Origin of the sequence: Hymenobacter negativus (assembly GCF_016056375.1) — a bacterium.
Lineage (GTDB): Bacteria > Bacteroidota > Bacteroidia > Cytophagales > Hymenobacteraceae > Hymenobacter > Hymenobacter negativus_A.
Window position 1 is genome coordinate 507604 of the sequence record NZ_JAEDAE010000002.1, and the last position, 22333, is coordinate 529936.

The 22333-nt window shown below is 57.7% G+C and carries 21 protein-coding genes and 1 tRNA gene; 7 read left to right on the plus strand and 15 right to left on the minus strand.

Translation table 11 applies throughout. The annotated features are described in order from the left end of the window. Window positions 1–7 precede the first annotated feature (7 nt). Window positions 8–466 carry a hypothetical protein gene (locus tag I7X13_RS07045; protein WP_198074916.1) on the plus strand — a complete coding sequence of 153 codons (459 nt, stop codon included), beginning with the start codon at window positions 8–10 and terminating at the stop codon, window positions 464–466. A gap of 83 nt (window positions 467–549) precedes the next feature. Here the strand turns inward: I7X13_RS07045 and I7X13_RS07050 are convergent, their stop codons facing one another. Then, entirely contained in the window at window positions 550–975 is a 426-nt protein-coding gene (locus tag I7X13_RS07050; protein ID WP_198066757.1) for an STAS/SEC14 domain-containing protein, read from the minus strand. A gap of 126 nt (window positions 976–1101) precedes the next feature. Here I7X13_RS07050 and I7X13_RS07055 point away from each other — a divergent pair, with 126 nt between their 5' ends. Next, complete coding sequence (locus I7X13_RS07055) at window positions 1102–1725, plus strand: deoxynucleoside kinase (protein ID WP_198066756.1); 624 nt, start codon at window positions 1102–1104, stop codon at window positions 1723–1725. Window positions 1726–1810: 85 nt separating this feature from the next. Here the strand turns inward: I7X13_RS07055 and I7X13_RS07060 are convergent, their stop codons facing one another. The 3 genes from I7X13_RS07060 to I7X13_RS07070 all read right to left on the minus strand — a co-directional run bounded on the left by I7X13_RS07060 (window position 1811) and on the right by I7X13_RS07070 (window position 4114). Next, on the minus strand, window positions 1811–2488 hold the full coding sequence (locus I7X13_RS07060) for a DUF2461 domain-containing protein (RefSeq protein WP_198074917.1): 678 nt from the start codon (window positions 2486–2488) through the stop codon (window positions 1811–1813). 89 nt (window positions 2489–2577) lie between these two features. Then, window positions 2578–3402, minus strand: coding sequence for an MOSC domain-containing protein (locus tag I7X13_RS07065; protein WP_198074918.1), 825 nt, complete (start codon window positions 3400–3402; stop codon window positions 2578–2580). A gap of 67 nt (window positions 3403–3469) precedes the next feature. Next, window positions 3470–4114 carry a hypothetical protein gene (locus I7X13_RS07070; protein ID WP_198074919.1) on the minus strand — a complete coding sequence of 215 codons (645 nt, stop codon included), beginning with the start codon at window positions 4112–4114 and terminating at the stop codon, window positions 3470–3472. A gap of 197 nt (window positions 4115–4311) precedes the next feature. Here I7X13_RS07070 and I7X13_RS07075 point away from each other — a divergent pair. Beyond that, window positions 4312–4384: transfer RNA gene (locus tag I7X13_RS07075), tRNA-Lys, on the plus strand. 231 nt (window positions 4385–4615) lie between these two features. Here the strand turns inward: I7X13_RS07075 and I7X13_RS07080 are convergent. The 11 genes from I7X13_RS07080 to I7X13_RS07130 form a co-directional block, all read right to left on the minus strand. After that, the gene (locus I7X13_RS07080; protein WP_198074920.1) at window positions 4616–5560 is read right to left on the minus strand and encodes a Rossmann-fold NAD(P)-binding domain-containing protein; all 945 of its coding nucleotides are present in this window, start codon (window positions 5558–5560) and stop codon (window positions 4616–4618) included. A 57-nt stretch (window positions 5561–5617) separates the two neighbouring features. Then, window positions 5618–6394 (minus strand): hypothetical protein, encoded by a 777-nt coding sequence (locus I7X13_RS07085; RefSeq protein ID WP_198074921.1) that lies wholly within the window; start codon window positions 6392–6394, stop codon window positions 5618–5620. A 74-nt stretch (window positions 6395–6468) separates the two neighbouring features. Then, a complete protein-coding gene (carB, locus tag I7X13_RS07090; protein ID WP_198074922.1) occupies window positions 6469–9702 on the minus strand; it encodes a carbamoyl-phosphate synthase (glutamine-hydrolyzing) large subunit in 3234 nt (1077 codons plus the stop codon). Between the two features lie 99 nt (window positions 9703–9801). Next, window positions 9802–10224, minus strand: a complete 423-nt coding sequence (locus I7X13_RS07095; protein ID WP_198074923.1) for a hypothetical protein — start codon at window positions 10222–10224, stop codon at window positions 9802–9804. A 77-nt stretch (window positions 10225–10301) separates the two neighbouring features. Continuing rightward, window positions 10302–11399, minus strand: coding sequence for a glutamine-hydrolyzing carbamoyl-phosphate synthase small subunit (gene carA, locus I7X13_RS07100; protein WP_198074924.1), 1098 nt, complete (start codon window positions 11397–11399; stop codon window positions 10302–10304). A gap of 54 nt (window positions 11400–11453) precedes the next feature. Further along, window positions 11454–11759 (minus strand): hypothetical protein, encoded by a 306-nt coding sequence (locus I7X13_RS07105; RefSeq protein WP_198074925.1) that lies wholly within the window; start codon window positions 11757–11759, stop codon window positions 11454–11456. A gap of 64 nt (window positions 11760–11823) precedes the next feature. Further along, window positions 11824–12987 (minus strand): aspartate aminotransferase family protein, encoded by a 1164-nt coding sequence (locus tag I7X13_RS07110; RefSeq protein WP_198074926.1) that lies wholly within the window; start codon window positions 12985–12987, stop codon window positions 11824–11826. Window positions 12988–12995: 8 nt separating this feature from the next. Continuing rightward, window positions 12996–13490, minus strand: a complete 495-nt coding sequence (locus I7X13_RS07115) for a hypothetical protein (RefSeq protein ID WP_198074927.1) — start codon at window positions 13488–13490, stop codon at window positions 12996–12998. Continuing rightward, entirely contained in the window at window positions 13491–14471 is a 981-nt protein-coding gene (gene argC / locus I7X13_RS07120; RefSeq protein ID WP_198074928.1) for an N-acetyl-gamma-glutamyl-phosphate reductase, read from the minus strand. Then, window positions 14461–15651: an argininosuccinate synthase gene (argG, locus tag I7X13_RS07125; RefSeq protein WP_198074929.1), complete on the minus strand. Its 1191-nt coding sequence runs from the start codon at window positions 15649–15651 to the stop codon at window positions 14461–14463. The genes argC and argG overlap by 11 nt, the downstream gene beginning before the upstream one ends. After that, on the minus strand, window positions 15651–16283 hold the full coding sequence (locus tag I7X13_RS07130) for a GNAT family N-acetyltransferase (protein WP_198074930.1): 633 nt from the start codon (window positions 16281–16283) through the stop codon (window positions 15651–15653). The genes argG and I7X13_RS07130 overlap by 1 nt, the downstream gene beginning before the upstream one ends. Window positions 16284–16706: 423 nt before the next feature. On the opposite strand from I7X13_RS07130, the gene argB reads away from it, so the two are divergent. From argB to I7X13_RS07150, 4 genes are all read left to right on the plus strand, one after another. Then, window positions 16707–17489 (plus strand): acetylglutamate kinase, encoded by a 783-nt coding sequence (gene argB / locus I7X13_RS07135; RefSeq protein WP_198074931.1) that lies wholly within the window; start codon window positions 16707–16709, stop codon window positions 17487–17489. After that, window positions 17477–18544 carry a M20 family metallo-hydrolase gene (locus I7X13_RS07140; RefSeq protein WP_198074932.1) on the plus strand — a complete coding sequence of 356 codons (1068 nt, stop codon included), beginning with the start codon at window positions 17477–17479 and terminating at the stop codon, window positions 18542–18544. Before argB ends, I7X13_RS07140 begins: the two co-directional genes overlap by 13 nt. A 15-nt stretch (window positions 18545–18559) precedes the next feature. Next, window positions 18560–19861 carry an argininosuccinate lyase gene (gene argH, locus I7X13_RS07145; RefSeq protein WP_198074933.1) on the plus strand — a complete coding sequence of 434 codons (1302 nt, stop codon included), beginning with the start codon at window positions 18560–18562 and terminating at the stop codon, window positions 19859–19861. A 184-nt stretch (window positions 19862–20045) separates the two neighbouring features. Further along, complete coding sequence (locus tag I7X13_RS07150; RefSeq protein WP_198074934.1) at window positions 20046–22280, plus strand: TonB-dependent receptor; 2235 nt, start codon at window positions 20046–20048, stop codon at window positions 22278–22280. Window positions 22281–22333: the final 53 nt, after the last annotated feature.

The following is a 22333-nucleotide window of genomic DNA, read 5'->3' on the forward strand; positions in this document are numbered from 1 at the left end:
TCTGACCATGAAATCTGCATTCGTTCTGTTGCTCGCCGGCTTGCCTTTCGCCAGCCAGGCCCAAGCCACCACCCAGGCCGAGCTGCTGCGCCGCGGCGAACTCACCGGTTCCCGCCCCTCCACTATTGCCCGCAGCCAAGCCCGCCAAACTGCCGCCCGCGCCGCCAATGCTTCTTCCGACCCCGTGCAGCAGCACCTGCTGCAAACCGACGTGAACCTGGCCCAAGCCAGCGCCGACCAGCTCCCCAACCTCTACGAACGGTTCATCGCCACCACCCGCGACGAGCGCCGCGCCTGGAACTACGAGCAGTGGGACGGCGCCGGCCAGGTCCTGGCCCGCCTCAACCAGCGCTACGAGCAGGTGCGTACCACCCTGCCACTCGAAGAACGCATTCGCATCCGCTCCTTTCAGGGCGAGTTTCACACCCTGCGCGGTGCCCGGCAGGTGAAGGACAAACTCGATTAGCACAAATTTTCATTTCGACGCAGGAGGAATCGGATAAAATTAAATCCATCGGATTCCTCCTGCGTCGAAATGAAAATTGTTAGCTACTTGTTTTCCAGCCAATCCCGGGCGTCTTCCTCGCTGGTAAACAGTGAAATATCGAGTTGCCCCCGCACGGCAGCCACAAATTCCTGGCTCACAATCTGGGCCTCCGGGTTGGGCGACAGAATGTAGGCAACGGCCCGCAGGCCCGCCGCGATGGCCTTGGGCAGCCATTCGTATTCGAGCCAGGGCAGCGCCTCGCTCCAATCGCCGCCGGTATCGCGCTTGTCGTTGAGCACCCGCTCAAAACGGTGGTCTTCGATGAGGCGCGTGCCTTCCAGCACCCCGCGAATGACTTCGGCGGCGGTGAGCTGGCCGTGCCAGCGAATGTAGAGCAGGGCATGGTCCGGAAAAAAATAATATTCGGCCAACGGTGCTCCGTAGCTGTCGGCGATGGTGCTCAGGTGAACGGCTTCGGCGGTTAACATGGCAGGTAAGCTGATATTAGATATCAAACATACTACATAATAACGGGCCTAAATCGTTGAGCCAATGCGGGCCGCACTACTACCTTTGGGGTTCTGCTTATCTCTCGTCTTTTTCGTTCGTAGCGCATGCACATTGCCATCGTCGGCAACATTGGGGCCGGTAAAACCACGCTGGCCCATAAGTTGGCCCAGCACTTCCGCTGGGAAGTATTTCTGGAAGATGTGGACGACAATCCTTACCTGAAGGATTTTTACCACGACATGCCCCGCTGGGCCTTCCACCTGCAGGTGTATTTCCTCAACGGCCGTTTCCGCCAGACGCAGCACATCAAGGAGCTGCAAAAAGCCGGGCGTGGCATCATTCAGGACCGCACCATCTACGAGGACGCCCACATCTTCGCGGCCAACCTGCACCAGTCGGGCCTGCTCGAAACCCGCGACTACAACAACTACTACGCCCTGTTCGAGTCGATGGTGGACCTTGTGGCCCCGCCCGACCTGCTGCTCTACCTCCGCGCCGACCTGCCCAAGCTCATCGGCCAGATTGAGAAGCGCGGCCGCGACTACGAGAATACCATCAGCATCGAGTACCTCAAAAACCTCAACGAACACTACGAGAAGTGGATTAGCACCTACGACGCCGGCCGCTCCCTCATCATCGATGTGAACGAGCTCGACTACGTGCGCCGCCCCGAGGACCTGGGTTCCATCATTGAGAAGATTGATAGCACGCTGTTTGGCCTGTTTTAACTGCGGAGTTAAGACTGCTCAAGCAAAACGCCCCGCTTTCCATCACGGAGAGCGGGGCGTTTTATTGTGCAGCAATCCGTTGGCTCTAAGCCGGCTCCGGAATAGCCGCGTTGAAAAAATCGACCAGCGGCCGGGCCGCCGCAATGCCGGCTACCAATTCCTCTACAAATCCGGGGGCCAGCACCTCGGCATCGGTATAGAAGCGGCCCACCCCAAAGGTTTTGAGCCGCAGCCACGCCACGTCCGGGTCGGTGGCCGCATAGCCACGCGGCGGCCGCGTCAGCTGCGGCCCGGTAGTGTCGATACCATCCGGAAAGTAGCGCAGCAGCTCCGGCGCCTGCCGCAGCCGGTGAAACTCGTCGCCGCTATAGTGGATTTCCTGCCGGATAGCGGCCAGCAGTTCCGGAGTAGGGTGGAAGGTACCGGCCCCTAGCCAACTCTTGCCCCCGGGCTGAATGGCCAGGAAATAGCCCGCCCGGGGCGCGTGGCGGCCGCCGCGTTTCAGGCCCGCGCCCATGCGGCGCTTGTAGGGCTCGGGGTCGCGGTGCGCCCGGTCGTTCTTGTGCAGCCGAAACATCACGTCGGCTGTGGTGAGGTTGGCCAAATCGGGGTCGGTAGCCGCTACGCGGGTCAGTACCTGATTCACCAGCTCGGTGCAGGCAGCGCGGGCACGCTGGTACTCAGGCCGGTGCTCGGCCATCCAAGCCGTAGTGTTGTTGGCCGCCAGCCGGGCCATGAAATTCAGCAGATAATCCAGTTCCATAAAAAAGCCGGGCATCAGGCCCGGCTTTCCCCCAACGCACCCGCAAGGGCAGGAGTTGCAAAATATTCAGCCTGCGAATCCCACTGGCACTATTTCCGGCTGAGCACCGTCACGGCGTCGCCCACGCGCAGGCGGCCCCGCGCCGGACCGGTCACGTTTTGGCCAAATAGCGTGCTGTTCTCCACCTTGCGGTAGGTGGCCAGCGTGCGCAGCGGGTCGCCCACCGGGCTTTTGATGGCCGTAGCCTGGTCGATGGTGGTGAGCACGCAGCGCCCGCAGCCCCGCACCGCCCGAAACAGCGCCTCGCCAATCTGGAACTGCTCCCAGGCATCATCCTCATACGCCTCGCCGCCCCCAAACACCAGATTGGGCCGAAATCGATTCATCGGTACCGGCTCGGCCATGCGGGTGTTCAGGTCGGCTAGCGAGGCCTCGCCCGCCAGCAGGTAGGGGTAGCCGTCGGCGAAGCTCACCAGCTTTCCTTCGGGGTTCAATTCTGGCTCCACCTCGCGTCGCACCATGTCCGACATATACACCAGCCGGCAGGGGCGGCCCAGCGCCTCGGCCAGCCATTCATCGGCCTCGGGCGTGCCGCGCCAAGCCCACAGAATATCGTCCCACACGGTCACGAACAACGTCCGGTCGGGCGTGGCCTCGAAGGGAATGAACAGCGGCAGCAAATCGGGCCGCTGGCGGTGCGAAATCAGGAAGCCATTGTAGGCCGGGGCCACGGTCAGTAGGGCCAGCTCCGGCTGCTGCCGCTGCGTCATGAAGCGGTTGCGCTCGTCCACCAGCAGCCAGCGACGGTCGTGGCGCAGGCCACGGGCCGTCACCTCGGCTTCGGCCACGGCATACCCGCCGAGGGATTTAACAGGATACAGAAAAAGGCCGGTGAGGGAAAGGGGTGCTGACATGGGCACAAAAGTAGGTGGGTTGGCGGAGTGGTGGAGTAAAAAAGGAATCCACTAACCCACCATTCCGCTATTCCACCACCAGCAAGTCGGCGGCCCGCACAAAAGCCACGCGCTGCTGCCACTGCACTCGGTACCAGATGTCCTGCCGGCCCAGCACGGGCAGGCGGTCACCCATAGCGGCGGTGCTTAGCCATGCCGAGCTTGCCCCCGGCCCATCCATCAGCGCCGCCCCCGACCGTGCCACCAGCCCCGTCGGCGTTGGGCGCAGAAAGTGCAGGTAGGCGCCCAACAACGCAACATAAGCGGCATAGCCTACCCACGCACCGCGCGGGCTGCGGCGCCACAGCAGGGCCATCGCCCCTACCAGCGCGCCCGCCAGCAACGCCTGCAAGCCTGGGTAGAAGTAGCGTTGCGCCTGCACCCGCAGCTCTTGTTGCCAGGTAGCGGGGTAACCCACCAGTCGGTGCTGGGTGGCCAGGGCCACTAGTTGCCGCCACGTGCGCACCCGGGGCTGTCGCGCCTGCGCCATGCTCAGGTAGAGCAGCGCCGCCGGGTAGTGCCCAAGTTGCTGTTGTGCATAAGCCATTTTCAGCAGCAGCTCTGGCGAAACGCGCCGCTGCTGCCACACCTGCTGTCGATAATCAGGAAAAGAAGCTTCGTATTGACCCGCCGCGAAAAGCGAATCGGCCCGCCGCAGGCCAGCAGGTGCCACCGAAAGCGTGCTTGCTAATTTTTTTTTTGCTGGTGAATTTGCACTCAAGGCACAGATAGGCAGGAAGATTAGAAAGCAGAAAAGGATGCGCACAGCAATGAGGGTGACTTTTTTTTAAGCCAGGGTTGTGTAGTTCCGGAGGCTATAGTACTTTTGTGCCACCAAAGAAGGAAACGCCCTTCCAAGGTAAAGGTACCGATTCTGTAGCTCAGCTGGTAGAGCAGTACACTTTTAATGTACGGGTCCTGGGTTCGAATCCCAGCGGGATCACAGCAAAAAGCCCCATTCTGGAAACAGGATGGGGCTTTTTCATTGGGCTTGGTCCAGCTGCAGCTGCTTTGGAATGAGTGCTTGCTTGTATATGGGCCAGAGCACAAAAAGGCCCACTGCCATTAGTGGTGAGCTAATAACCGTGGGCCTTTACTTGAACTAATAGCAGATTGCTGTACGGCGGACAACCGTTTTCTGAGCAATAGTCCGTTTCCTGCTGAGGCGCTTCCCTTACTTCAGCAGCTCGTGCAGCACGGTTTGCATGGAGATGGTGCGGTTGCCGGCTTCCTGAATGATGAGCGAACCGGGCGCGTCGAGCACGGCGTCGGACACTTCCACGTTGCGGCGCACGGGCAGGCAGTGCAGGAATTTGGCGCCGTCGGTGAGGGCCATGTGCTCGGGGGTGAGCATCCAGGCGGGGTCGTTTTGCAGTACCTGGCCGTAGTCGCGGTAGCTGCTCCAGTTTTTGGCCTGCACATAGTCGGCGCCTTCGAGAGCTTTCTTCTGGTCATATTCGATGCGGGCTCCTTTGGTGAACTTGGGGTCCAACTCGTAGCCTTCGGGGTGAGTGATGACGAAATCCACCCAGTCGATTTCCGAGAACCAGTCGCAGAAGGAGTTGGGCACGCACTGGGGCAGGGCGCGCACGTGCGGGGCCCAAGTGAGCACCACTTTCACGCGCTCCTTCTGCTTGGTTTCGGCCACCGTGATAAGGTCGGCGAAGGACTGCAAGGGATGCAGGGTGGCGCTTTCCAGGCTGATGACGGGCACGGTGGCGTATTGCAGAATCTTGTTGAAGACGACTTCGCCGTAGTCCTCGGCCTTGTCCTTGAGGGTGGGGAAGGTGCGCACGCCCAGCACGTCGCAGTACTGGCTCATCACCGCAATGGCGTCCTTGATGTGCTCCTGGGTGCCGCCGTTCATCACCGCGCCATCGGCCATTTCCAGGGTCCAGGAGTCGGCTCCGGCGTTCAGCACCCAGGCTTGCGCGCCTAGGTTGTAGGCCGCCTTCACCGAGCTGAGGCGCGTGCGCAGGCTGGGGTTGAAGAAGATGAGGCCGACGGTTTTGTTGCGCCCGATGTGCTGGTAGCCGTAGGGGTTGGCCTTGATTTCGAGGGCTTGCTTGAGGAGGGCGTGGTAGTCGCCGGCATCGGCGAAGGAGGTGAAGTTTTTCATGGGCTATGCAGTGATTTAAGGCCCGGGTAGGCCTTGCGAAAAAGGGGAAATAATATCCTACTTATTTCCGACGCTTGAATATTCTCCGTTAAATAGGCGAGCTACGCTGTCGATAACGCACCGGCCATTCTCATTTTTTGTGTAAAGTAGAAAGCTGAATTTTTCGCCTTCGGGCAAAGATTCCGGTAGCTCGTAAATACCGTCGCGGACTTTATTATCCGGTGCCCGATAAACTCGTAATCTGTTAATGTCCGATGGGGCGTAAAGCTCCATCATCCAGAACACTTCATCCGCCTCGAATCCTTCTGGCTCTCCGTCTTCCATTTTGGAGGCGTCTAATGCTTTGCCCCGGTGAAGAAGTGAGGCACGTTTTTCTTGCAAATAGCTTTTTGAGAAGTAACCAGACTTCCCAAGCATTGCCAAATAGTTGTCGACGCTGGGCCAATCCATTTGATAATACTTCGTTGAGCTTCTATTCTCCGGCCTTATACTTGCTGCAACACTTGAGTCAGTTTCTGAAGTGACGGGTATTTTGAAATTTAGACCTGAATACTCAGGGTTTGGTTTCTCGTAATCTACAAGGCTCAAATACCAGCGCAGAAACCCTTTCATGCGTTCGCCACAGGCATCCAGATGCGTTATAGCCGGTGCAGCAGTAACCACGGAATCTTTAGCATCAGCCTGCTTTGCTACGGTGGCTGATGCTTGCTGCGAAGACTTGTCCGAACCGCAGGCAAACAAACAACTACCAAGTAAGGCTGCTACAAACAAATTAATAATTCGCATTGAATTAAGCATCAAAGACTGATTACGCAGAAATAAAAAGAACGTCATGCCAAACTGCAACGAAGCGGTAGAGATGCTTCGGCTGCGCTCAGCATGACGTTCTTTTTCGCTGATTAAGCTAATTAACCAGCCTTGTATTCATTCCAGCTCTTAATCTTCAAATCCTTCATTTCCAGCTTGCAGAAGGCCTGAATAAACGCCTTCGCCAGCCGCGCATTCGTCAGCAGCGGCACGCCGAAGTCGATGGCCGTGCGGCGGATTTTATAGTCGTTATCCAGCTCGCCTTTTGAGAGGTTTTTGGGAATGTTGATGACAAGGTCGATTTTCTTTTCCTTCAAGTACGTTAGCACGTTGGGCTCCTGCATTTCGTCGGGCCAGAAGAGCAGGCTGCTGGGCACGCTGTTTTCGGCGAAGAAGCGGTGTGTGCCTTGGGTGGCGTAAATCTGGTAGCCTTTTTTCACGAGCAGTTCCACGGCCGAGAGCAAGGCCAGTTTCGACTTGATGGGGCCGCCGGAAATGAGCACCGATTTCTGCGGGATTTTGTAGCCTACGCTCAGCATCGATTTCAGCAGGGCTTCCTCGGCGGTGTCGCCCAGGCAGCCTACTTCGCCGGTGCTCACCATGTCCACGCGCATCACCGGGTCGGCGCCGGGCAGGCGGGTGAAGGAGAACTGCGGGGCCTTCACACCCACAAAGGGCAGGTCGTATACCCGCTCGCTTTCGTCGCGCTCCACGTGCTTGCCCAGCAGGATTTGCGTGGCCTTCTGGATGAGGTTGTTGCCCGAGATTTTTGACACGAAGGGGTAGCTGCGCGAGGCGCGTACGTTGCACTCAATCACGCGGATAACGCCGTTTTTTTCCAGGAACTGGATGTTGAACGGGCCGCTGATTTCATAGCGCTTGGCAATCTTCTCGGCAATGATTTTCAGCTTGCGGATGGTACCCACGTACACCCGTTGGGGCGGGTAGTACATGGTGGCGTCGCCGGAGTGCACGCCGGCAAATTCCACGTGCTCGGAAATGGCGTAGCTCACGATTTCGCCGTGGTCGGCCACCGCGTCCAGCTCAATTTCCTTGGCTTCCTGGATGAATTCCGACACCACCACCGGGTATTCGGCGCTCACTTCCTTGGCGGCTTTCAGGAATTCTTCCAGTTCGAAGTTGTTGGAAACCACATTCATGGCCGCGCCCGACAGCACGTAGCTCGGCCGGATGAGCACCGGGAAGCCCACTTCCTGCACAAAGCCGTGCATGGCCTCAAGCGAGGTCAGCTCCTTCCAGCGCGGCTGGGCAATGCCCAGCTCGTCCATGATGCTGCTGAACTTGTGGCGGTTCTCTGCCTCGTCGATGCGGGCGGCCGAAGTGCCCAGAATGGGCGCGTTAGCTTCTTCGAGGCGGGTGGCGAGGTTGTTGGGAATCTGGCCGCCGGTGCTCAGAATCACGCCGCCGGGCTGCTCAAAATCCAGAATATCCATCACCCGCTCAAAGCTCAACTCCTCGAAATAGAGCCGGTCCGACACGTCGTAGTCGGTGCTTACGGTTTCGGGGTTGTAGTTGATAATGATGGTTTTGTAGCCCTCGGCTGCCGCCGTTTGCACGGCCTGCACGCCGCACCAGTCAAACTCCACCGACGAGCCGATGCGGTACACGCCCGAGCCCAGCACCACCACCGACTGCGCGGTTTCGCGCGTCAGGTCGTTTTCGGTGCCGTGGTAGGTGGTGTAGAGGTAGTTGGTTTTGGCCGGAAATTCGGCCGCCAGCGTGTCAATTTGCTTCACCACGGGCAGCACGCCCAGGGCCTTGCGGCGGGCGCGCACCCGCAGCTCGTCGGCCTTCACGTCGCCTTCGCCTAGCAGCTGCACGGCAATCTGCTGGTCGGAGAAACCGGCTTTCTTGGCGTCGCGCAGCAGCTTGGTTTCCAGGCCGTCCACGCCCGCGCTGCGGCCGGCGGCCAGCTGCTTGCCCAGCTCGAAAATGGTGTAGAGGCGCTGCAAAAACCAGTGGTCAATCTTGGTCAGCTCGTGCACCTGCTCCAGCGTGTAGCCGGCCTCGAAGGCGTTGTTGATGGCGAAGATGCGCTCCTCGTTCGGCTCGCTCAGGAGCTGGTCGATGGCGGTGTTTTCCAGCTCCTCGTCGGGCTTGTTGGCCACGAAGCCGCGCTTGCCAGTGTCCAGCATCCGCAGACCTTTCTGGATGGCTTCCTCGAAGGATTTGCCGATGGCCATGACCTCGCCCACGCTCTTCATGGCGCTGCCAATCTGGCGGTTAACGCCCGAGAACTTGCCCAAATCCCAGCGCGGCAGCTTCACCACCACGTAGTCAAGAGCCGGCTCGAAGAAGGCCGAAGTCGTCTGCGTCACGCTGTTTTTCAGCTCGGCCAGCGAGTAGCCCAGGCTCAGCTTGGCGGCCACGAAGGCTAGCGGGTAGCCCGTGGCCTTGGAGGCCAGCGCCGAGGAGCGCGACAGGCGCGCGTTCACCTCAATCACGCGGTAATCCTCGGAAATGGGGTCCAGCGCGTACTGAATGTTGCACTCGCCCACGATGCCCAGGTGGCGGATGGTCTTGATGCCGATGCTGCGCAGCTTGTGGTACTCGCGGTTACTCAAGGTCTGCGATGGGGCCACCACGATGCTCTCGCCGGTGTGGATGCCGATGGGGTCGAAGTTCTCCATGTTGCAGACCGTGATGCAGTTATCATAAGCATCGCGCACCACTTCATACTCCACTTCCTTCCAGCCCTTCAGCGATTCTTCCACCAGAATCTGGTCGGACGTGGTGAAGGATTTCTGGGCCAGCGCCCGCAGCTCGTCCATGTTGTTGGCGAAGCCGCTGCCCAGCCCGCCCAGCGCAAACGCCGCCCGCACGATGATGGGAAAGCCGATTTTCTCGGCCGCCGCCAGCGCGTCTTCCATCGTCGTCACGGCCACGCTGCGGGCCGAGAGCACGCCTATCTGGTCGAGCTTCTCCTTGAAAATATCCCGGTCTTCGGTGTCGATGATGCTTTGCACGGGCGTGCCCAGCACCTTCACGTTGTACTTCTCAAACACGCCGGCGCGGTACAGGGCCACGGCGCAGTTCAGCGCGGTCTGGCCGCCAAAGGCCACCAGAATGCCATCGGGCTGCTCTTTTTTGATAACTTCCTCCACGAAGTAGGGCGTCACGGGCAGGAAGTACACGTCGTCGGCAATGTTGTCCGACGTTTGCACGGTGGCAATGTTGGGGTTGATGAGGATGGTGCGGATGCCTTCCTCCTTCAGCGCCTTAAGTGCCTGCGAGCCGGAATAATCGAACTCCCCGGCCTCGCCAATTTTCAGCGCGCCGGAACCAAGGATGAGAACTTTGTTGGGTTTGTTCATTCTAAAGGGTGTGTTCTTTTTAAGCTCTGGCGGAATAGAAAGCCCGTCATGCAGTGCAGAGCATCTTGCCCGCTTCGTTGAGGACGTCAGTTAAAATATTTAGGCCAGTCCTCGCAATATGTCTAGTCGATTGCTCGGAGCATTTGGAGCGAAGAAGGCAGGAATAGTATTCGCATTTCTTCTTGGGCGGCTCAGGAATTTAACATGCCATTCGGCCAGCCTTTGTTCCTTGATGTGAACGAATACGCCAGGCTCGTCCTCGTCAATGTATTCTTCTTGCAACACAAGTGCCATTGGTTGCTCTGTCCCGACATTGTTTTCTGCAAATTCGAGAGCCTCTTCATATGTCTCGAAGACATAATAGTAGTCATTGCCATCTTCCGTATCTGGTGCTCCTTTTTCTGGAAGACACCAGACTCGGTACTCTAATACCTCGTCCCAAACGTAGCCACCGCCACCTCCAACAACTGCTGGATAAGTACCGACTAAGCTTACATCTTTAACCGTTGGGTAATCAGACATTGATGGGTCTTTAATTCGTTAGAATGCCCAAGCAAAGCGGGCAAGATGCTTCGCTGCGCTCTGCATGACATTTTGGGCTATTTCGTCTGAACCTGACCGTTCTTATACTCCACCACCGCTTGCAAAAAGTCATCAAATAGAAACTCGGTATCCTGCGGGCCGCCGGCGGCTTCGGGGTGGAACTGGGTGGAGAAGAAGGGCTTGGTTTTGTGCTTGATGCCTTCGCAGGTGCCGTCGTTCAGGTTCTCGAACAGCATGGTCCACTCGGCGGGCAGGGTGGCGGTGTCCACCGCGAAGCCGTGGTTTTGGCTGGTGATGTAGCAGTGCTGGGTGCCGGTGAGCTTCACCGGCTGGTTGTGGCTGCGGTGGCCGTATTTCAGCTTGAAGGTGTCGCCGCCGCAGGCCAGGCCCATGAGCTGGCTGCCCAAGCAGATGCCGAAAATCGGCTTGTCCTGTTGCAGGGCTTTCTGGAGGTTTTGGATGGTGGCCTCACACATTTTGGGGTCGCCGGGGCCGTTGCTCAAGAACAGGCCATCGTAGTCGAGGGTCGTGAAATCGTAGTCCCAGGGCACGCGAATAAGCTCCACGTCGCGCTCCAGGAAGCAGCGGATGATGTTGGTTTTGGTGCCGCAGTCCACGAGCACGATTTTGTGCTGGCCGCTGCCGTAGTGCTGCACGCCGGGGGGGCTCACCTGGGCCACCAGGTTGTCGAGGTTGGGGTCGTGCAGGGGCACGTCGGTTTCGGCCACAATTTTGCCCAGCATGGCGCCTTTCTCGCGCAGCTTCTTGGTGAGCATGCGGGTATCGACGCCGAAAATGCCGGGGATGTTGTACTCCTTGAGCCAGTCGCCGAGGCTTTTGGCGGCGGCCCAGTGGCTGTGCTCTTCGGAGTAATAATTGACCACCAGCCCGGCAATGTGAATCTTGTCGGATTCGAAAATCTTCGAAATCGACTCGTACAATTCTTCGCCGGGCACGCCGTAGTTGCCCACCATGGGGTAGGTGAGCACCAGAATCTGGCCGGCGAAGGACGGGTCGGTGAGGTTTTCGGGGTAGCCGGTCATGGCCGTGCTGAACACCACTTCGCCCGCGGCGGAAGTGAACGCGCCGAAGGACTGGCCCTGAATTTCGGTGCCGTCTTCGAGGATGAGTTTTACCGGTTTCGTGTTTTCCAATCTAGTAGGAGTGTTAAAAAAAACGGCTGAATGCTAAGCGCTCCAGCCGTTTCCCTATTGTTGATATTTTACTGACCGTACGCTGTCGTCACGCAGCTTTATTAGTATCCGGCTACCATCGGTATCAGGTAGCGTATAGGCCATTACCAGCAAGGAATCGTCCTTTGATTTTTCCCAATAAGAGGAATCGGGCTTTGATAAAGTCTGCAAAACCTGTTGCCGCGTCATGCCTTCTTTCGCCTGGCTCATCCGGCTTATGCGATTAAACGTGTCGTAAGCCCCAGCGAAGTATTTCAAATAAAGCCCGTATCCGACCGACAAGCAGCAGCAGATGATGATGGCGATAGTTGAGGGTTTCATCGGGGCAACTGCCTAAATCGAATTCGACTTCACGCCACAAAGATGCGGCAGCGCGGCAAAAAAATTAGTCAAGGGCCGAGGCTTGTTGGATAATTTCTACTGATTTCTCCGTCAGCGCATACAGCGCCTGCAAGAACTGGTCGACTTCTACCTTGCTGATATTCAGCGGCGGCAGCAGCCGAAGCACGGTGGGGTCGGAGGCGTTGCCCACGAAAATGTGGTACTCGCTCAGCAGCCGGTCGCGCACGTCCTTGATGGGGAAGTCGTACTTGATGCCCACCATCAGGCCGCGGCCCCGGATTTCCTCGGCGCCGGCGTGGGCCAGCAGCTCGCGGCGCAGGTAGTCGCCCATCTCGGCGGCGTGGTCCAGCAGGTGTTCATCTTCGATGACTTCGAGCACGGCCAGGGCGGCAGCGCAGGCCAGGTGGTTGCCACCGAAGGTGGTGCCCAGCAGGCCGTAGGAAGCCTGCAGGTGAGGCGCAATCAGGATGCCGCCAATGGGGAAACCGTTGCCCATGCCCTTAGCCACCGAGATGATGTCGGGCCGGATGCCGGCGTGCTGGTGGGCGAAAAACTTGCCGCTGCGGCCGTAACCGCTCTGCACCTCGTCGGCAATCAGCAACGCGCCGTATTGGCGGCACAGCGCCGCCAGGCCTTGCAGAAACTCATCCGACGGCATGATGATGCCGCCCACGCCCTGAATGGGCTCGATGATGACGGCGCACACGTCACCGCCTTGCAGCGCGGTTTCCACCGCCGCCAAGTCGTATTCCAGGAAGCTGATGGCGTGGCCCGCGTTGAATGGAGCCACGATTTTGGGGTTATCAGTGGCCGCCACCGCGCCGCTGGTGCGCCCGTGAAACGCGCCCTTGAAGGCCACCACGCGCGTTTTGCCGGTGTGGAAGGAGGCTAGCTTCAGCGCGTTCTCGTTGGCCTCGGCGCCCGAGTTGCACAGAAACAGCGCGTAGTCGTCGTAGCCTGACACTTGGCCCAGCTTCTGCGCCAGCTGCGCCTGAATCGGAATCTGCACCGAGTTGGAGTAGAAACCGATGTTTTGCAGTTGCTCGGTGAGGCGCTGCACGTAGTGAGGGTGGCTATGGCCGATGGAAATAACGGCGTGGCCGCCGTAGAAATCCAGGTATTCCTGGCCCTGGTCGTCCCACAGTTTGGCGCCCAGCGCCTTCACGGGCGTGATGTTGACGAGGGGGTAAACGTTGAAAAGCTTCATAGTTTATTTTAGGTTTCGTGCAAATAGCTTTTAACTACCTTTCCATCTTTTACTTCCAGAACCAACTCGTCAGGGTCGAGGTCCATAACAATTGTGGGCCTGTCGCCGATATCATATCGAATGGTATGGTCAATGTTATCCCATTCACGATATGGCTTGCCAAGCAGGTCAATTGCCTGAGCTCTAGTCAGACCTATTAGCCTCTGTGAATCGACTAGGTCATCTGCCATCTTATATCGTTGCTCAACGTTAGATGACCAGTCAATTTTATCAAAGCTGTAATGTGGATAATAAGATAAGAAAAGAATGAACCAAGCAAAAACGTCTGCTAGAGCAAATGGAACTAGAGTTATTAATCCTAGTATCCACAAGACTCTTTTATTATTTCTCGATTTTCGTATTCCTCTTATTGATAAAACAATCGTGTAAGCTAGCAGTGATGATAGCGCGATAAACACCAATATTATAAGGTTATATGATGTCATCATAGCTATTTGCATCATTTAAAATGTTCCTGCCTTCAAATTCAGCCCCGTCGTTTCCGGCAGCCCGAACAGCAGGTTCATATTCTGCACTGCTTGGCCTGACGCGCCTTTCACCAGATTATCAATCACCGAGGTAATTAATAGCTGTTTACCCTGCTTCTGCACGTGCAGCAGGCATTTGTTGGTGTTCACCACCTGCTTGAGGTGAATTTCCTTGTCCGAAACCGTGGTGAATGGTGCATCGGCGTAAAACTGCCGGTACAGCGCCCGCGCCTCGTCCTGCGTCAACTCCGACGGCGTGTAGACGCTGGCGAAAATGCCCCGCGAGAAATTGCCGCGGTAAGGGATGAAGTGCATCTCGGCGTCCTGTTGCGGCTGCAGCTGCGCCAGGCTCTCGCCGATTTCGCCGAGGTGCTGGTGCGTGAAGGGCTTGTAGATGGACACGTTGTTGGTACGCCACGAGAAATGCACCGTTTCCGACAAGCTCTGCCCCGCGCCGGTTGAGCCGGTGATGGCCGACACGTGGACGTCGTGGGTGAGGCGGCCGGCCTGGGCCAGTGGCAGCAGCGCCAGTTGAATGGCCGTGGCGAAGCAGCCCGGGTTGGCAATGCTCTGGGCCTGCTGGATTCGGCTTTTGTTCAGCTCCGGCAGGCCGTACACGAACTCGCGGCACTCAAACTCGGCGTCCGCGTGCAGGCGGAAGTCGTTGCTTAGGTCGATGACGTGCGTGGTGTTAGGCAGGGCATTTTTGTGCAGCCACGCCTTAGAGTTGCCGTGGCCCAGGCACAGAAATACTACATCCTCGTCGCCGGCCAATTCGGAGGCAAACACCAAATCGGTTTCGCCCACCAGGTCGTCGTGCACTTGGTACACGGGGTTGCCCGCGTTCGAAGTGCTGACAATGCCGCCCAATTCCACAAATTCGTGGTGCAGCAGAATGCGGATGAGCTCACCGGCCGTGTAGCCGGCGCCGCCCACAATGCCGGCCTTAATTTTCATCGTGCAGGCTGTTGCTAATCTTCAGTTGGTTGCCAAAAATCTTGATGAAACCCTTCGCGTCGCGTGAGTCCCAGGCGTTGTTTTCCTCCCCGTAGGTGGCCACTTTCGACTGCATCATGTCGTATTTCGACTCCACGCCGAGCAGGTCGAACTGATAGGGCTTAAGCTGCACGAAAACCTTGCCCGACACGTGGTTTTGCGACGACGTGAGGAAGGCCTCCATGTCGCGCATCACCGGGTCGAGGTACTGCGCCTCGTGCAGCAGCGTGCCGTACCAGTTGGCGATGTAGTCCTTGTGCAGCAGCTGCCAGCGGGTGCTGGTGTGCTTCTCCAGCAGGTGGTGCGCTTTGATGAGAATGAGCGGCGCGGGCGCCTCAAATCCCACCCGGCCCTTGATGCCCAGAATAGTATCGCCCACGTGAAGGTCGCGGCCCACGGCGAAGGCCGCACCCAGCTCGTTCAGCTTCTGAATCAGGGCCACCGGCTCCAGCGTTTCGCCATTCAGCGCCACGGGCTCGCCTTTTTCGAAGGTAATTTCCACGCGCTCCGAATCGTGGCGCTGCAGCTGCGAGGGGTAGGCGCTTTCGGGCAGGGCCTCGTGCGAGGTCAGCGTTTCAACGCCGCCCACGCTGGTGCCCCAGATGCCTTTATTAATCGAATATTTCGCCTTCTCCCAGCTCATCTCGAAGCCCTGTTTTTGCAGGTATTCAATCTCGGCCTGACGCGACAGTTTCAGGTCGCGGATAGGGGTGAGGATTTCCGTTTTGGGCGCAATCACCGCAAATGCCACGTCGAAGCGCACTTGGTCGTTGCCGGCGCCGGTGCTGCCGTGCACAATATAGTCGGCCTCATTGGCCCGCGCATACTCAGCAATGGCCAGCGACTGAAACATGCGCTCAGCACTCACGCTCAGCGGGTAAGTATCGTTCTTCAATACGTTGCCAAACAGCAGGTAGCGCAGGCAGTCCTGGTAGAAGCGCGTGGTCACGTCGATGACTTCGTGCTTCACTGAGCCCAGCTCGTAGGCGCGCTTCTCGATGGCAGCCAGCTCTTCGGCCGTGAAACCGCCCGAGTTGACAATGACGGTGTGTACTTCCAAATCAAGCTCGCGCGACAGATACACGGCGCAAAACGAGGTGTCGAGGCCGCCGCTATAGGCGAGAATGGCTTTTTTCTTCATTATTGTGCAGAATCGGTTTCAGAGGGAGTGGGAGCGGGGTCGGTGCCGATGGGCAGCGGCGGCGTGATGTGGCTGGCAAAGTCGGGAACCTGCACCTGCACCAGCTGCTTCTCGGGCGTGTCGTAGAGCATGCCGGTGCAGAGGCACATTTTGCGCTCGTTCTCCATCAGGATGCCGTAGTTTTTGCAGCTTTTGCAGCCCTTCCAGAAGTCTTCGCTGGTAGTCAGCTCCGAGAAGGTGACGGGCTCGTAGCCGAGGTCGGTGTTGATTTTCATCACGGCCAGGCTGGTCGTGATGCCGAAAATCTTGGCCTGCGGGTATTTGGTGCGCGACAGCTCGAACACTGCCTGCTTGATGGCCCGGCCCACGCCACCCTTGCGGATTTCGGCGTTCACAATCAGGCCCGAATTGACTACAAAGGTCTTGTCGTCAAACGTTTCGATGTAGCAAAAACCGGCCAGCTCATCGTCCACAAAGGCGATGATGCCGTCGCCGCTGGCCATCTTTTTGGCCACGTAGTCCGGCTCGCGCTTGGCGATGCCGGTACCCCGCGTTTTGGCCGACTCGACGTACCATTGGCATAATTGTTCAGCGTACTGTGCGTCCGCCTCCGTTGCAACCCGTATTGTCATTGTTGATTTAGAAGAACTTAGGGATAGATACGCGGCTTCTGCCCATTCGCTGTGTACGGATGTTAAGGGGAGAAAGCCCAAACCTGTCTGTAAGTTGAGCGGATACTGGCCCGGCTCAAAGGGCTGGCCAAGGGGCCAACATGCGGCTGCTGAAGCCGCTAGGGTCGTCGCACCAGGGCGCACGTCATTTCGCGCACGTCGGCCACCACCGGCTGGAAGGCCGGAGCGGGTAATAAAGACGTGGAAACGAGGAGGGTCATGGCGGAAATCAAAGTCGATTCGGCGCTCTAACGAAGCCGCGAACCAAGAGGTTCAATTCTGCCGCAAAGGTAGAAGTTGCTACTTTTGCCCACAACATTTCCCGCATTATTTTTGGATGAAGCGCCGCCGGCCCCCGGCTAGGTGCCAGCAGGTGAAGCCGTGATGAAGCCCGAATTACACGTATTTAAAATTGGCGGTGGCATAATTGACAACGAATCCGATTTGATGGAATTCGTGCGGCTATTTGCCGAAATAAATGGCCCGAAAATTCTCGTGCACGGCGGTGGCAAAGGCGCCAGCGAGCTGATGAAAAGCCTGGGCATTGCGCCCCGGATGGTCAACGGCCGCCGCATTACCGACGCCGCCACGCTGGATTTGGTGACCATGTTTTACGCCGGCAAAACCAACAAGCAAATTGTGGTTGCCTTGCAGGCCCGCGGCGTCAATGCGCTGGGCCTCAGTGGGGCCGATGGCAATGTGATTCGGGCCGTGAAGCGTCCGGTGCGCGAAATAGATTACGGCTTCGTGGGCGATTTAAGCGAGGCCAGCGTGAATGCCGACCTCATCCGGCAATTTCTGACGCTGGGTTTGACACCGGTATTCTGCCCGATTAACCACGACGGCCACGGTCAGTTATTAAATACCAACGCCGATACCATTGCGGCATCGGTGGCGAAGGCGTTGAGTAAGGAATACGCGGTGACATTGCATTTCTGTTTTGAAAAACGCGGCGTATTGGCTGATGTGAATGATGATGGTTCGGTAATATCCAAAATTAATTTGATGGATTACGCCGAATTAAAGGAAAGTGGAATAATTGCCGACGGTATGTTGCCTAAGTTGGAAAACGCATTTGACGCGTTGCAGTTCGGAGTTGATAAAGTAATTATTGAACACGCGCTGCACATCAACGATGTCATGAAAACAACATTATGCCTGACTTGATAAATCAATTGAGCGACGAAGCTGTTGAATTATTAATCCGGCTAATTCAAACTCCTTCTTTCTCCCGCGAAGAGGGCGGTACGGCTACGCTGATTCAGAATTTTTTCACGGCCCACGGTGTGATATCGAAGCGCCAACAGAATAACGTGTGGGCTATTTCAGCGCATTTCGACGCAAGCAAGCCAACGGTGCTGCTTAATTCGCATCACGATACGGTGAAAGCCGGCGCCGGGTGGCAATACGACCCGTTCGGGGCGGTGCTGGAAGGCGATAAATTGACCGGCTTGGGGAGCAACGATGCGGGCGCGTCGGCTGTGAGCTTGCTGGCAACGTTTCTATATTTTCAGAATAGAATAAATTCGTTCAATTTAATTTGCGCGATTACGGCGGAAGAGGAAATTTCGGGTGCGAACGGAATTCGAAGCGTGCTGCCAGAATTAGGAAAAATTGACCTGGGAATTGTGGGCGAGCCTACGGGCATGAACCTGGCTATTGCCGAAAAGGGCTTGATTGTGCTGGACTGCATTGCCCACGGCAAAACCGGCCACGCGGCGCGTGAGGAAGGTGAAAATGCGCTTTATAAGGCATTCGACGACATTCAGTGGTTGCGCAGCTTCCAGTTCCCGGAGGTTTCGCCACTATTGGGGCCGGTGAAAACGACGGTGACGCAGATTAGCGCCGGCACGCAGCACAACGTAGTGCCGGACAGATGCCAATTTGTGATTGACGTGAGGACGAATGAGCTGTATCAAAACCAGGAAATTGTTGATTTTTTGCGTTCGAAGCTGCAATCGGAAATTGTGCCGCGCTCTACCCATTTGAATTCTTCGCGTATTAGCGAAAGCCATCCACTAATTAGAAAAGGAGTGGCAATGGGCAAGACGGTTTATGGCTCGCCCACGCTGTCGGACCAGTCGATGATGCCGTTTGAGACGCTAAAAATGGGTCCGGGCGAAAGCGCCCGCTCGCATACGCCGGATGAGTTTATCCTGGTGAGTGAAATCCGGGCGGGTATTCAGGACTACATTGAGCTGCTGACTGATTTTAGATTTTAATTACCGGAATAAGCTATGAAAATTTGGGAAAAAGGATTTTCGGTCAACGATACCATCGAAAAATTTACTGTAGGCCACGACCGGGTGCTTGATATGTACCTTGCTCCGTTCGATATGCGGGCTTCGAAAGCCCAGGCCAATATGCTGGCCAAAGTGGGCCTGATTTCGGAAGTGGAACGGCAGCAACTGGTGGCCGGCCTTGATGAGTTGCTGGCGCAGGTGGCGGCGGGCACGTTTCAAATTGAGGATGACTTTGAGGACGTTCATTCCAAAATAGAGTCTTACCTGACAGAGAAATTCGGCGACGCGGGCAAGAAAATTCATACGGCCCGCTCACGGAATGACCAGGTTTTGACGGCGATTCAGCTTTTCTTAAAGGATTACACCGAGCGGATTTCGACCAGGATGCTGGCGCTGGTGGAGGTAATGCTGCAAAAGGCCGAAGCCCACAAAAACGACCTGCTACCGGGCTACACGCACTTTCAGGCGGCCATGCCGAGCAGCTTCGGGCTGTGGTTTTCGGCGTATGCCGAGCATTTGCTGCTGGATTTGGCGCTGTTTGAGGCGGCGCACCGGGTAGCCGACCAAAACCCGCTGGGCTCGGGCGCGGGCTTTGGCAGCAGCTTCCCGATTGACCGCGAAATGACGACTCAGGAAATGGGGTTTGGCAGCGTGGCGGTGAGCAGCGTGGGCGCGCAGATGCTGCGCGGCAAAACCGAGAAAACGCTGGCTTTCGCCATTGCGGGCGCGGCGGGCACGCTGGGCAAGCTGGCGTATGATTTGGTGATGTATAACAGCCAGGATTTGGGTTTTGTGACGCTGCCGAAGGAATTTACGACGGGTTCCAGCATCATGCCGCATAAGAAAAACCCCGACGTGTTTGAGCTGGTGCGTGGCCACGCCAACCGCCTGCAGGCGTTGCCCAACGACATTATTCTGGCCACCAGCAACCTGCCTAGCGGCTACCACCGCGATTTTCAGCTGCTGAAAGAATTGCTATTTGGCCCTATGATGCAGTTTGCCGATTTGCTGGATATCCTGTTGTTTGCGCTGCCCGAAATCAAGATTAAATCCGGCGTGATTGAGCAGGTAAAATATGACCCGATATTTTCGGTCGAAAATATCAATCAACTCATTATTGCCGGCGTGCCGTTTCGGGATGCCTACCAGCAGGTAGGGCGGGCCGTGGAAGACGGCAGTTACGTGCCGCACCGCGCATTTCAGACCACTCATCTAGGCAGTATTCACAACCTGGGGCTGGCCGAAATTGCGGCCAAGGTGCGGCAGTGGAAAGAGGGAAGTGAGCTGTTCAAGTAAGCCTGTAAAGATTTATGGATGAAGCACCTCCGGTATTTCCGGTATAATTGGTGAATTTCTGTGCAGCTCCGGTGCGAAGACGTGCTGGAGCTGTTGCTTTTAGGCCAGGTGACAACAGATTCTGCACAGAATTGGCATAATGGCGCACCATACTTTTGCAGATTATTGTGTTGATAATTCTGGTATGGTTGCTCGATTTATAGTGCGGGGGTTTAGTATCGGTTGGCTGGCCTTGTTGCTGCTGGCCGTGATGCCCACAACCTGCAGTGCCCAAACGCTGCGCGTGCAGGTGCGCGACTCATTGCGGCACGAGGTCCTGATTGGGGCTAGCGTGGTGGTGCCGGGCACCAGCATTGGGGCGGCTACCGATGCCACGGGCACCGCCGTATTGGCGCCGGCCCCGGCCGCCGGTACCCGGCTACGGATTACGGCTCTGGGCTACCGGCCGCGCTTGGTGGCAGCCCCGGCGGTGGGGGTAGGGCTGGCGCTGTTGCTCGCGCCGGGTGGGGTTGAAGTTGAAGAAGTGCTGGTGACGGCCACGCGCACCAACTCCCGCATCGAGGACCTACCCACGCGGGTGGAGGTGCTGGGAGCTGAGGAAATGGAGGAGGAAAGTAGCATCAAGCCGGCCAGCATTGCCAGTTTGTTTGGCGACATTGCGGGCACCCAGATTCAGCCCACTTCGCCCACCTCCGGCAACCTGGATTTGCGTTTGCAGGGCCTGCCGGGGCAGTACAGCCAGATTTTGCGTGACGGTGTGCCGCTCTATGGCGGCTTCGCGGGCTCGTTTGGGCTGCTTACGGTGCCGCCGCTCGATTTGCGGCAGGTCGAAGTTATTAAAGGCTCAAACTCGACGCTATATGGCGGTGGGGCTATTGCCGGCTTGGTGAACCTGGTGAGCAAAACGCCCACGCTGGGTACGCCGCAGTACGCCGTCAGCCTCAACCAGACTACGCTGCGCGAGACGGATTTGAACGGGTTTGCGGCCCGGCGCGGGCCGCGCTGGGGCTACTCGGCCTTTGTGGGGCTGGTTAATCAGAAGGAAAAGGACGTGGACGGCGACGGCTTTGTAGATGTGCCCCGTGTGCGTAGCCTCAACCTTCATCCGCGCCTGTTTTTCTACCCCAATGCCCACAGCCAGGTGGCGCTGGGCTACACTGGCACGCTGGAAAGCCGCCGGGCCGGCGACTTAGAAGTCCTTAAAAAGGGCTTCGACCCCGTGAGCGGACACGTTTTCTACGTCGACAACACCAGCCTGCGCAACACCGCCGACCTGCTCTACACCAACGACGAGCTGGCCGGCGGCCGCCTCACTGTCAAAGGCACCATCACGGACTTTGTGCGCGACGTGAACACCAATTCCGATGCCTTCACCGCCTACCAAACCACCTACTACACCGAGGCCAGCTACCTGCACGCGGCCGGTCCGCGCCACACTCTGGTAGTGGGCCTGAATGCGAACGGCGAACAGCTGGCGTCGTTCAACCGCAGTGCCACGCCGCTGCGCAGCCCTTACACCTACCACACGCTGGGCGCATTTGCGCAGGACGACTGGCGCCTGCTGCCGCGTCTGAGCCTGCAGGCCGGCCTGCGTCTCGACCACCACAACCAGTACGGCAATTTTCTGCTGCCGCGCCTGGCGCTGCTGTTCCGGGCCAGCGAGGCCGTGACGGCCCGCCTTAACGGCGGCCTGGGCTACCGCGCCCCGGTGCCCTACATCAACAGCCTCGACGAGCGGGACTACCCCCTCGTGAAGGCCCTGCAAGGCGTGAGTGCCGAAACCTCCTTCGGCCTGAACGGCGATGTGAACTACCAGCACACGTTTGATGGGTTCGACGAGCCGCTGGTGCTGAGCGTCAACCAATCATTCTTTTACACCCGCCTTAGCAACCCGCTGGTGCTGAATGGTCTTGGTTTCACCGGACCGTTTCAGGCCAACTATCTGACCTGGCAAAACGCGGCGGCGCCACTGTCGACACAAGGCCTCGAAACCTACGTGCGCCTGCGCGCCGACGAAACCGAGCTGTACTTGGGCTATGTTTTCACGGATGCCCGTCGGCAGTACGACGTGGCCAACCAGCACTTGCCGCTGGCTGCGCGCCACAAGTTTGCCGCCGTAGGATTGGTTGAGTTTACGGACAATTTTAGCGCGGGCCTCGAAGCCTCCTACATCGGCCGGCAGTACCGCTCCGATGGTAGCGCTACGCCCGGCTACCCGCTATTTGCTGCGCTGCTGCGCTACCGTTTAGACAACTTTACCCTGGCGCTAAACGGCGAAAATGTGCTTGATTACCGCCAGACCCGCCGGGAAAAGGTAGTGTTGGCTCCGCTGGATAATCCTGTTTTCCGCGAGCTGTGGGCGCCCGTGGAAGGCCGCGTCTTCAACGTGTCGCTGACGTGGCGCTGGGCAAAAACATAAAGGCCGCCCGCGCTCGAAAGCTCAGGCGGCCTCTTTTAACTTATTGATTGATG